The sequence below is a fragment of the Stutzerimonas chloritidismutans AW-1 genome, from assembly GCF_000495915.1.
GTDB lineage: Bacteria > Pseudomonadota > Gammaproteobacteria > Pseudomonadales > Pseudomonadaceae > Stutzerimonas > Stutzerimonas chloritidismutans.
Genome location: NZ_AOFQ01000042.1, coordinates 1 through 11,753 on the forward strand (window position 1 = coordinate 1; position 11,753 = coordinate 11,753).

Annotated in this window: 10 protein-coding genes; 9 read left to right on the top strand and 1 reads right to left on the bottom strand. The window is 62.1% G+C overall.

The features are described 5' to 3' along the window. Positions 1-71 precede the first annotated feature (71 nt). From F753_RS38335 to F753_RS38370, 9 genes are all read left to right on the top strand, one after another. A complete protein-coding gene (locus F753_RS38335) occupies positions 72-1,235 on the top strand; it encodes an acyl-CoA dehydrogenase family protein (RefSeq protein ID WP_023445641.1) in 1,164 nt (387 codons plus the stop codon). Positions 1,236-1,391: 156 nt separating this feature from the next. Continuing rightward, positions 1,392-1,796: a VOC family protein gene (locus tag F753_RS38340; protein WP_023445642.1), complete on the top strand. Its 405-nt coding sequence runs from the start codon at positions 1,392-1,394 to the stop codon at positions 1,794-1,796. Further along, a complete protein-coding gene (locus F753_RS38345) occupies positions 1,793-3,145 on the top strand; it encodes an MmgE/PrpD family protein (protein WP_023445643.1) in 1,353 nt (450 codons plus the stop codon). The genes F753_RS38340 and F753_RS38345 overlap by 4 nt, the downstream gene beginning before the upstream one ends. Positions 3,146-3,269: 124 nt before the next feature. Beyond that, entirely contained in the window at positions 3,270-4,475 is a 1,206-nt protein-coding gene (locus F753_RS38350) for a CaiB/BaiF CoA transferase family protein (protein WP_023445644.1), read from the top strand. 20 nt (positions 4,476-4,495) lie between these two features. Beyond that, complete coding sequence (locus F753_RS38355; RefSeq protein ID WP_023445645.1) at positions 4,496-5,323, top strand: HpcH/HpaI aldolase/citrate lyase family protein; 828 nt, start codon at positions 4,496-4,498, stop codon at positions 5,321-5,323. A gap of 54 nt (positions 5,324-5,377) precedes the next feature. Next, positions 5,378-6,367, top strand: coding sequence for a TRAP transporter substrate-binding protein (locus F753_RS38360; RefSeq protein ID WP_023445646.1), 990 nt, complete (start codon positions 5,378-5,380; stop codon positions 6,365-6,367). Positions 6,368-6,520: 153 nt separating this feature from the next. Continuing rightward, a complete protein-coding gene (locus tag F753_RS38365) occupies positions 6,521-7,411 on the top strand; it encodes an alpha/beta fold hydrolase (protein WP_023445647.1) in 891 nt (296 codons plus the stop codon). A gap of 361 nt (positions 7,412-7,772) precedes the next feature. Continuing rightward, positions 7,773-8,240: a hypothetical protein gene (locus F753_RS0125020; RefSeq protein ID WP_031297803.1), complete on the top strand. Its 468-nt coding sequence runs from the start codon at positions 7,773-7,775 to the stop codon at positions 8,238-8,240. 121 nt (positions 8,241-8,361) lie between these two features. Next, positions 8,362-9,342, top strand: coding sequence for an IS5-like element ISPa16 family transposase (locus F753_RS38370; protein ID WP_023445617.1), 981 nt, complete (start codon positions 8,362-8,364; stop codon positions 9,340-9,342). Positions 9,343-10,673: 1,331 nt separating this feature from the next. Here the strand turns inward: F753_RS38370 and F753_RS38375 are convergent. Beyond that, positions 10,674-11,609: a hydroxymethylglutaryl-CoA lyase gene (locus tag F753_RS38375; protein ID WP_023445649.1), complete on the bottom strand. Its 936-nt coding sequence runs from the start codon at positions 11,607-11,609 to the stop codon at positions 10,674-10,676. Positions 11,610-11,753 lie beyond the last annotated feature (144 nt).

The window sequence follows — 11,753 nt, forward strand, 5'->3', positions numbered from 1 at the left end:
GGGGGGGGGGGGGGGGGGGGGGGGGGGGAGAGGCAAGCCACTCGACATCGCCCGTTTTCTGAGGAACTGAGATGAACCCGAACAAGACCGAAGAACTCAACGCCATCCGCGAAGGCGTGCGTGCCCTCTGTGCCGAATTTCCCGCCGAGTACTGGCGCAGGATCGACGAGGAGAAGGGCTTCCCGGAAGCCTTCGTCACCGCCATGACCGAGGCCGGATGGCTATCGGCGATGATCCCGGAAGAGTACGGCGGCTCGGGCCTGGGCCTGGCCGAAGCCTCCGTGATTCTCGAGGAAGTGAACCACTGCGGAGGCAACTCCGGGACCATCCACGGGCAGATGTACAACATGTTCACCCTGCTCAGAAACGGCAGCGAGGAGCAGAAGCGCTACTACCTGCCGAAGCTGGCCAGCGGCGAGCTGCGCTTGCAGTCCATGGGCGTGACCGAACCCACCACCGGCACCGACACCACCAAGATCAAGACCACCGCGGTGCGCCAGGGCGACAAGTACGTGATCAATGGCCAGAAGGTGTGGATTTCGCGCATCCAGCACTCGGACCTGATGATCTTGCTGGCACGCACTACGCCACTGGCCGAGGTGACGAAGAAGTCCGAAGGCATGTCGATCTTTCTCGTCGACCTGCGTGAGGCCGTCGGCAACGGCCTGAGCGTGCAACCCATCGCCAACATGGTCAACCACGAAACCAACGAGCTGTTCTTCGACAATCTGGAAATCCCCGCCAGCAGCCTGATTGGCGAGGAGGGCAAGGGCTTTCGTTACATCCTCGATGGGCTGAATGCCGAACGCACGCTGATCGCCGCCGAGTGCATCGGGGACGGCCGCTGGTTTGTCGAGAAGTCCGCCGCCTATGCCCGCGACCGCGTGGTGTTCGGCCGGCCTATCGGGCAGAACCAGGGGGTGCAGTTCCCCATCGCCGAAGCGCATATCGAGCTGGAAGCGGCTGACCTGATGCGCTGGCGCGCCTGCGAGGAGTACGACAGCGGCCGCAACGCCGGAGCCGCGGCCAACATGGCCAAATACCTGGCGGCCAAGGCCAGCTGGGAAGCCGCCAACGCCTGCCTGCAGACCCACGGCGGCTTCGGCTTCGCCAACGAATACGACGTCGAGCGCAAGTTTCGCGAGACGCGCCTGTACCAGGTCGCGCCGATCTCCACCAACCTGATCCTGTCGTACGTGGCCGAGCACTTGCTCGAGCTGCCGAGATCCTTTTAACCGGCAGCCGATGCCACGCTACATCCGCGCGGGTTCGGGCCACTGCGTGGAAAAGGCTTCACCGTTTTCCACCCTACGGCGGCAGGTTCGTAGGGTGGATGTCGCGAAGCACATCCACGCGCGCTTTGGAGACGTCGGCGTCAATAGGAGGCACACATGCCGATCGACCACATCGACCATCTGGTCCTCACCGTCGCCGATATCGAAAAGACGGTGGACTTCTACACCCGCGTGCTCGGCATGCAGCTGGTGACCTTCGGCGAAGGGCGCAAGGCGCTGACCTTCGGCAACCAGAAGATCAACCTGCACCAGGCCGGGCGTGAATTCGAGCCCAAGGCTGAGCGGCCGACGCCCGGTTCGGCGGACCTCTGCTTTATCGTCGCCACGCCATTGGATCGAGTCATTGCGCACCTAGAAGCGCAGGGCGTCGCTATCGTCGAAGGTCCTGTGCAGCGCACCGGCGCGACCGGACCGATCCTCTCGGTGTACCTGCGCGACCCCGACCACAACCTCATCGAACTGTCCAATCCGTTAGAGCATCCGCTGGAGCTCAACGCATGAGCCAGCACACCCGTGCCCTGACCGAATTCCTTGCCGGGCTCACCTATGAGCAGATCCCCGAGCCGGTGCTGGCCCGCACCGAAGACCTCTTTCTCGACTGGCTCGGCTCGGCCCTGGCCAGCGCAGGCTCGCATCCGATTCCGCTGTTCGAGCGTTACGCGCAGAGGATGGGCCCGGCCGACGGACCGGCGCGCATTCTGGTCAACGGCCAGAGCAGCTCCGCCTATTTCGCCGCGCTGGTGAACGCCGCCAGCTCGCACCTGGTGGAGCAGGATGATCTGCACAACAGCTCCGTGCTGCACCCGGCCACGGTGGTGTTTCCCGCTGCGCTGGCAGCGGCGCAGGATCTGGGCAAGTCCGGCCGCGAGCTGCTGGTGGCCTCGGTGGCCGGCTACGAGGCGGGCATCCGCATCGGCGAATTCCTCGGCCGCTCGCATTACCGCATCTTCCACACCACGGCGACGGTCGGCACCCTGGCCGCGGCGGTGGCCGTCGGCAAGCTGATGGATTTCGACCAGCAGCAGTTCACCCACCTGCTCGGCAGCGCCGGCACCCAGGCCGCGGGGCTGTGGGAGTTTCTTCGTGACGCGGCCGACTCCAAGCAGCTGCACACGGCCAAGGCCGCCGCCGATGGCCTGCTCGCCGCCTACCTGACCGCCGATGGCCTGACCGGCGCACAGAACATCCTCGAAGGCGAGCAGGGCATGGCGGCCGGAATGTCGAGCGATGCCAATCCGGGTGCGCTGTCCGACCGGCTCGGCAGCCGCTGGGCGCTTGCCGAGACATCCTTCAAATTTCACGCCTCCTGCCGGCATACCCATCCGGCCGCCGATGCGCTGCTGGCGCTGATGCAGCACGAAGGGCTCGGGGCCGATGACATCGCCTCGGTCACCACCCGCGTGCACCAGGGCGCGATCGACGTGCTTGGCCGTGTGACGGTGCCGCAGTCGGTGCATCAGGCGAAGTTCTCCATGGGCACCGTGCTGGGGCTGATCGCGCTGTACGGCAAGGCTGGGCTGACCGAATTCCACAGCCATGCGCTCAGTGACCCGCGCGTGGGCGCATTTTGCAAGAAGGTCTCGATGACCCTTGATCCTGAGGTCGACGGCGCCTACCCGGCGCGCTGGCTCGGTCGCGTCGAAGTGACCACCGCCGATGGCCGCACGCTGCACGGCGCCATCGACGAGCCCAAGGGCGATCCGGGCAACACGCTGAGCCGCGCCGAGCTGGAAGACAAATTCCGCCGCCTGTTGCAGTTCTCCGCGGCGCGTAGTGATGACGAGGCGGGCGAATTGATCGACACGGTCTGGCGTTTGCGCGAGCTGGAGCGGCTGGACGCACTGGCCTGAACGTAGGGTGGATGACGGCGAAGCCTTATCCACCAATGTGGCGCCAGAGCCCCAGGGGCTGGAACAAACGCGTGGAAATGGCTTCGGCGATTTCCACCCAACGCCGAATTTGCAGGAACCGAACATGAACGACAGCCAAGTCAAACCCCGCCCACTCGATGGCATCACCGTGGTCAGCCTCGAGCACGCCATCGCCGCGCCGTTCTGCACGCGCCAGCTGGCCGATCTCGGCGCGCGGGTGATCAAGATCGAGCGGCCCGGTGCCGGCGATTTCGCCCGCGGTTATGACGAGCGGGTCGATGGCCTGGCCTCGCATTTCGTCTGGACCAACCGCTCCAAGGAGAGCCTGACCCTGGACGTGAAGCAGGATGCCGCCGCGCAGGTGCTCGACCAGCTGCTGGCGGGTGCCGACGTGCTGGTGCAGAACCTCGCGCCCGGCGCCTCGGCGCGTATGGGGCTGTCGTTCGAGGCGCTGCACGAGCGTTTTCCGCGGTTGATCGTCTGCGATATCTCCGGCTACGGCGAAGGCGGCCCCTACGAGCAGAAGAAGGCCTACGACCTGCTGATCCAGAGCGAGGGCGGCTTTCTCTCCGTCACCGGTGGGCCGGGTGAGACCGAGATGGCCAAGGCCGGCTGCTCCATCGCCGATATCGCCGCGGGCATGTACGCCTACACCGGCGTGCTTTCCGCGCTGATGCTGCGCGACAAGACGGGCGAGGGCAGCCGCGTCGACGTTTCCATGCTCGAAAGTCTGGTGGAGTGGATGGGCTACCCGTTGTACTACGCCTACAAGGGCGCGACGCCGCCACCGCGTGCCGGCGCCGCCCACGCCACCATCTACCCCTACGGCCCATTCCCCACCGGCGACGGCGGCACGGTGATGCTCGGCCTGCAGAACGAGCGTGAGTGGCTGGCGTTTTGCGACAAGGTCCTGCTGCAGCCGGAGCTGGCGCAGGACGAACGCTTCTCGAGCAATGCCCGGCGTTCGGAGCATCGCGCCGAGTTGCGTGCGCTCATCGTCGAGGCGTTCAGCCACCTGAGCGCCGAGGACGTGATCACCCGGCTGGATGCCGCGCCCATCGCCAATGCCCACGTCAACGACATGGCTGGTGTCTGGGCGCATCCGCAGCTGGAGGCCCGCCAGCGCTGGAGTGAGGTGGACAGTCCGTCCGGTCGCTTGCCCGCTCTGCTGCCGCCGGGACGCAACAGTGCCTTCGCCCCGCGCATGGACCCGATCCCCGCGCTGGGCCAGCACACCGATAGCCTGCTGACCGAACTGGGCTACGCCCCTGTAGATATCCAGCGCCTGCACGAGCAGGGCGCGGTATGAGCACGCCGAGGAGCCAGCCCATGAACTCATCGATCATCCGTAGCGCGCTGTTTGTCCCTGCGACCCGTCCGGAACGCATTCCCAAGGCGCTGGCGACGGGCGCCGACGCGGTCATCGTCGACCTTGAGGATGCGGTCGCGGAGAACCTTAAGGCAGAGGCGAGGGGCAATCTTGGTGCCTTCCTCGCTGCCAACCCGGAGGCGCGCCTGCTGGTGCGCATCAACGCGCCAACCCATGCCGAGCAGGCCGCGGACCTGGCGCTCTGCGCCCGTCATGCGGGAGTCGCCGGCGTGCTGCTGCCGAAGGTCGAAAGCGCGGTGCAGGTAGCGCTGGCGGCCAGCTGCGGCAAGCCGGTCTGGCCAATCGTCGAAAGTGCTCGCGGGCTGGCCAACCTGGCGGAAATTGCCCACGCCCAGGGTGTCGAGCGGCTGTCCTTCGGTGCGCTGGACCTGGGCCTCGATCTCGGCCTGGACAATGGCACCGCCGGCGCCGAGCGCATGCTCGACCAGGCGCGCTATGCGCTGCTGCTGCAGTCGCGATTGGCCGGACTGGCAGCACCGCTGGACAGCGTCTTTCCCGACATCAAGAACCTAGAAGGCCTCGCCCGTGCCGCTGCCGATGCGCGTGACATGGGCTTTGGCGGCCTGCTGTGCATCCACCCGAGCCAGGTGGCCGTGGTGCACGAAACCCTGATGCCCAGTGCCGCGGAACTGGACTGGGCGCAACGCATCCTCGCCGCCGGAGCTTCCGGCGATGGGGTTTTCGTGGTGGACGGACAGATGGTCGACGCCCCCGTCATCGGCCGTGCTCGTCGCCTGCTGCAACGTGCCGGGCAAGCGGTGCCCTGACCGCAACGCTTGCCCGCGAAACGTACCAATAGACAAAAACAAGAGGGTACTTCCATGCTGAGTAACAAGCTCAAGGCACTCGCCTGCGCGCTTTCTTTCACCGTCGCCGGGCTGGTACATGCCGATCCCGTGACCATCAAGTTCGCCCATGTAGTGGCGGACAACACGCCGAAGGGGCAGGGCGCCCTGCTGTTCAAGAAACTCGCCGAGGAACGCCTGCCGGGCAAGGTGAAGGTCGAGGTCTACCCGAACTCCTCGCTGTTCGGCGACGGCAAGGAAATGGAGGCCCTGCTGCTCGGTGATGTGCACATGCTGGCGCCGTCGCTGGCCAAGTTCGAGCATTACGCCAAGGCCATCCAGATCTTCGATCTGCCATTCCTGTTCGACGATCTGGCCGCTGCCGACCGCTTCCAGAGCAGCCCGCAGGGCCGGGCGCTGCTGACCGCGATGGAGGACAAGAACATCACCGGCCTGGCCTATTGGCACAACGGCACCAAGCAGCTCTCGGCCAACAAGCCGCTGCGCGAACCCAAGGACGCGCGCGGCCTGAAGTTCCGCGTGCAGGCCTCCGCGGTGCTCGACGAGCAGTTCAAGGTGGTGCGTGCCAACCCGCGCAAGATGAGCTTCGCCGAGGTCTACCAGGGCCTGCAGACCGGTGTGGTCAATGGCACCGAGAACACCTGGTCGAACTACGAAAGCCAGAAGGTCCATGAGGTACAGCCCTACATGACCGCCTCCGATCACGGCCTGATCGACTACATGGTGATCACCAACACCAGGTTCTGGAAAGGCTTGCCGGATGATGTGCGCAGCGAGCTGGAAGCGATCATGGCCGAGGTCACCGTCGAGGTTAACCGCCAGGCGGACGAACTCAATCAGAAGGCGCGCCAGACCATCGCCGCCTCCGGCAAGACCGAGATCATCGAGCTGACCCCCGAGCAACGCGCGATGTGGCGCGAGGCGATGAAACCGGTGTGGAAGAAGTTCGAGAGCGAGATCGGCGTCGAGCTGATCGAGGCGGCCCAGGCAGCCAACCGCTCCTGACACCAAGCCACCCGCCTGGGCGGGGCGCAGTGTGCTCCCGCCCAGGTTCTTATCGGTCAACCATGCGGCGCCCGCCCAGATGAGACGGGCCTGCTTTTTTTACCCAGACGAACGCTTATGCTGGCCGCTCGACCAACGTAAGGAGACGCCGGCATGAGTCGCTATGCTTTTGTCAGCACGCCGGTGCTGGATATCGCTTATCTCGAATGGAATCCCCGTGGCCAACAGGTCGCCGTGCTCGTGCATGGCTGGCCGGACTGTGCCGAGAGCTGGACCGAGGTCGCCGAGCGCCTGGCCTCTGCCGGCTACCGGGTGCTCTGCCCGACGCTGCGTGGTTTCGGGCAGACGCGCTTTATCGACCCACTGACCCCGCGCAGCGGCCAGCTGGCCGCATTGGGCCGCGATCTGCTGGATTTCATCGATGCGCTGCGCCTCGACCAGCCGGTGCTGGTCGGCCACGACTGGGGCGCGCGGGCGGTGGCCAATGCCTGCGGGCTGCGCCATCACGCCGCCGCACGGCTGGTAATGCTCGCGGTGGGCTATGGCACCAATGACCCGAACCAGCACATCTCGCTGAGCCAGGCGCGCAACTACTGGTACCACTGGTACATGGCCACCTCGCGCGGCGAGCAGACGGTAACCGAGGATCGCGCGGCCTTCACGCGGCTGCTGTGGGATACCTGGTCACCGGCCGGCTGGTACAGCGAGGCGGATTTCATCCAGGCCCTGGAAGCTTTCGATAATCCGGACTGGGCTGCCGTGGTACTGCATTCCTATCGCCACCGCTGGGGCTTCGTCGACGGCGATCCTGCCTATGCATCGGCCGAGGCGCTGCTGCAACCGGCCCCGGTGCTCGCCGTGCCGACGCTGGTGCTGCACGGCGAAGCCGATACCTGCAACGCACCGGAAACCTCGGCGGGCCGCGAGGCCTTGTTCAGCGGCCCATACCACCGACAGCTATTGTCAGGCGTCGGCCACTTCCCCCAGCGTGAAGCGCCGCAGGCGGTGGCCGAGGCGATTCTGCAGTTCTGTCAGGGGGATTGAGCCCGTTGCTACATGCTACGGGCGGCGAGACCTAACTGTTTTCCGACCTGCAGTGGTTGGTTTTTCTAGGGCTCTGCTAGGCCTGCCGCATGTGCTTGCCAGTTTCTGTTGCGGCCCTACACGGTATGGAATCGCGAAGCCTTATCGACACGGCAATGGTGGAGCGTGTGCGGAAGGTCGCAGGCGAGGCAATGTTTGATGATGACATCAATTTCATGCTTTCCGGAGCTGGTGTATAAACCCCCGGTATCCTGAGAGGCCCGAGCTAGGGGCTCGGAGAGAAAGGCGAACGGAATGTTATACACCAAGCCCGTTCGGCGTCTTATACACCACGTGGTGTCTAATTATAGTTAGGCGTTGTATGAAACTGCTCCGATACTTTGTTACCGATGACGGCTCTCTTCCAGAGTTGGAAGTGCGGTATTCGAATCCAAATAAAGTATCCAAAGCTTTCGAATTTCTCTTCGCAAATAGTGCCCGGAATGTAACGGCCGGCGGAGGCTACCTTTGGATCAAATCTTCGCAAAAAGAGAAACCATTCACAGGTGCCGGTGATGCAGCATTAGTTGTTTGTGAGTCAGCAGAACCATTCCATGTAGTGCTAGCAGGCATAACCATTGCAAACTGCACGCTTCCCGATTTAGGAGTTCTCGTCATGCCCTCTAGCTTGAACATCGACTACCGAATGGGCAGTGCATGGGGAGCATCCGAGGTCAACGCTCTGCTCATACTGTTGAAAGAGCTATGCGGGCTAGGTGGTACGCTTGTCGCTCCGTGGTGGGGCGCCGAAGGCGAGCATGAGTTCACTGAAGCTCTGCGTCGCGCCTAACAAGCGGTTCAAACCGTTCGCTTCGCTCACTGGGCGGGCTAAAGCCCGCCCCTTAAGGATGGTCTGAAAAAGACTTCCCGAATCTGGTGAAATACGCCGATCCCGCCAGCCGAGTTTTTCCATGAAGCAGATGACCTTCGCCGACGCCGAGTACGCCGGCAAGCGCAAGCAGACCCGTAAGGAATTGTTCCTGATCGAGATGGATCAGGTGGTGCCGTGGAAGGGATTGATTGCCCTGATCGAGCCACACTACCCAAAGGGTGAAGGTGGTCGTCCAGCCTATCCGCTGATGGCCATGTTACGTATCCATCTGATGCAGAACTGGTTCGGCTACAGCGACCCGGCCATGGAAGAAGCGCTCTACGAGACGACCATCCTGCGTCAGTTCGCCGGGCTGAGCCTGGAGCGCATTCCCGACGAAACCACCATCCTCAACTTCCGTCGCTTGCTGGAGAAACATGAGCTGGCAGCCGGCATCCTCGGCGTAATCAATGGCTACCTGGGGGATCGCGGCCTGTCGCTGCGCCAGGGCACTATCGTCGATGCCACACTGATCCACGCGCCCAGCTCGACCAAGAACCAGGACAGCAAGCGCGATCCGGAGATGCACCAGACCAAGAAGGGCAACCAGTACTACTTCGGCATGAAGGCCCACATCGGTGTGGATGACGAGTCGGGGCTGGTGCACAGCGTGGTCGGCACGGCGGCAAACGTGGCGGATGTCACCCAGGTCGACAAACTACTGCATGGTGAAGAGAACGTCGTCTGCGCCGATGCCGGCTACACCGGCGTCGAAAAGCGCCCCGAACATGCTGGCCGCGAAGTGATCTGGCAGGTCGCAGCACGCCGCAGCACCTACAAGAAGCTCGATAAACGCAGCGCCCTGTACAAAGCCAAGCGCAAGATCGAGAAGGCCAAGGCACAAGTGCGAGCGAAGGTCGAGCACCCGTTTCGAGTGATCAAGCGCCAGTTCGGTTACGTGAAGGTGCGCTTCCGTGGCCTGGCCAAGAACACCGCTCAGCTGGTGACGCTGTTCGCGCTGTCAAACCTATGGATGGCGCGCCGACATTTGCTGACTACCGCAGGAGAGGTACGCCTGTAATGCGGAAAATGGCTGCTGCGAGGTGCTCGCGGCGGCCAAAAACGGAGAACTGAGCGGGTTACCTGGTCGATTTTGATCGACGGCCCGCTTTCAAAAGCAGCGAGGGCTGAAGTCGACCGGAAATACAGGGCTACTTCAGACCTTCCTTAACCAAACGTTAGCCACAACATGAAACTAGACCGTGCCAAACAGTTAATAAATGAGGGGATTGATAGAAACAATCCAATGGGTAGCCTCATTCATATTCTTGAATCAGCTATTAAGCTCGTGTCGCTCCCGGATAACGATTTCTGTTGGTCATATTGGGGGAGTGGAGAATAAGCAAGCAAGAGATACTTGGTTTAATAGGTTCAGTCAAAAATGGCGTTTTACCTGAACAAGAAAAAATATCAGTACTGTTTGCTCTAACTGGCCCGCTGCAAGAGGTTAGCATGAGCAGTGGCTGGGCTGAAGTATACTTAAAAATTGCGAATAAATACGATGAAGTTGAAAGTATTCTATGGTGAGCGGCTAACAAGACGCTCAAATCGTTCGCTTCGCTCACTGGGGAGGGCTAAAGCCCGCCCCTTAGCTTAATCGTTAGAAGCCAAAGGATTGCTCTGTGTTCGCTAAAAATCGAAATCCCGACAACCATTTACTCGATCCTTTAGTAAAGCCGCTCGCATCACGAATTTTCTTGATTGTTATTTCTCTAGTTGTCATTGGTGCAGGCATATTAACTTCTGTCATCCATAAAGACTGGTCATGGATCAATAGATTTGGGGTCATAGTAATAGTGGTGGGCCTGCTATTTACAATGTCCCCGCTGTTCTCAAATGGAATCTATAAATAACAGTCCGGAGCCGGTCGCCCTGCTGATCTCCACACTGACGGCACGTTAATAATTACTACGCCTGAAGAGCGGAAAATTAGAAACAACATAGTATTAGGCATAATTGTTACCGCAATTGGTACACTCACAAATGCATTTGGTGATTTACTTGCAGCCTTCGTATATGGCTTCTAACAATGCGTATATGGACTCTCCCCACAAGCAGTGAGGAATAGCTTTTTCGATCCTGTCGTCAGCGCGGTTGCATTCGTATATCCGGCCTGTTCTGGGCATTGCCCTGGCCATTCTGTAGTTCCCGCAGCGGAGACCAAGCGATCAAGCGATCGTGAAGATCATAATTGTTATCGACCTTGCTCCGCTGCAGGGCTCGCCGGTTCCGATAGTCTCGCTTCACCATCTCATTGCTAACCCGCCGCCAGACGGGTTTTGTGCTGTGCCAGTTACCGCTGAATCACCGCTCATCGGGCGCCACACCTTCCAGCAGCCGCTCCGCACGCGGTCAACCGCCCGCTTCCTGCATCCACTTCGGCTTCGGGTAACGGCGATCTGCCTTGCCGGCCTTGAGCACGGCGCCCGGCACGTCGTGGCCGACCAGTTGGGGCAGGTCGGCGGCGCATTGCAGCAGGCGGTCAAGATCGACGCCGGTGTCTAGGCCCATGCGCTGGAACATATGCACGAGATCTTCTGTGCAAATGTTGCCGCTGGCGCCGGGCGCGTAAGGGCAGCCGCCGAGTCCGCCGAGAGAGGCGTCGAAGCGGTCGATGCCGGCGTTCAGCGCTGCCAGCGCGTTGGCCAGGCCCATGCCGCGGGTGTTGTGGAAGTGTGCGGTGAATACTGCCTGTGGCCAGCTGTTCAGCACTTCGCGGCAGATACGCTCGACCTGCGCCGGGTCGGCCATGCCGGTGGTGTCGCAGAGGGTGATGCCCTGCACGCCGATCTCCAGCAGGCGTTGCACCAGCTCATAGACGCGCCGCTCGGGCACGTCGCCCTCGAAGGGGCAGCCGAAGGTGGTCGATAGCGAGGCGTTGATGAACACGCCACTGCCGCGAGTGACTTCGATGATTTCGCGGAACTGCACCAGCGACTGTTCGGGCGTCATGCGCAGGTTGGCCAGGCCATGGGTGTCGCTGGCCGACATCACCAGGTTGATCTCGTCCACTTCGCAGGCCAGCGCGCGCTCGCAGCCCTTTACGTTGGGCACCAGCACGGTGTACTCGACGCCCTCCACACGGCGGATGCCGCGCATCACGTCCTCGGCGTCGCGCAGATTGGGGATGGCCTTGGGCGAGGTGAAGGAGGTGACCTCGATCTTCGCCAGTCCGGTTTGCGAGAGGCGGTCGATCAGGGCGATCTTGGCTTCGGTCGGCACGAAGTTCGCTTCGATCTGAAAGCCGTCGCGGGTGGCGACTTCCTGGATATACAGGCGTTTGTTCATCAGTGAATCCTGGGGCGTAGGGTGGATGACGCTTTACCCATCCACCGTTGTGGCTTGCTGGCTGGTGGACAAGCTTCGCGTTGTCCACCCTACGTAGAGCTGTAGTCGTAGGGTGGATGACGCTCCACCCATCCACCGTTTCGG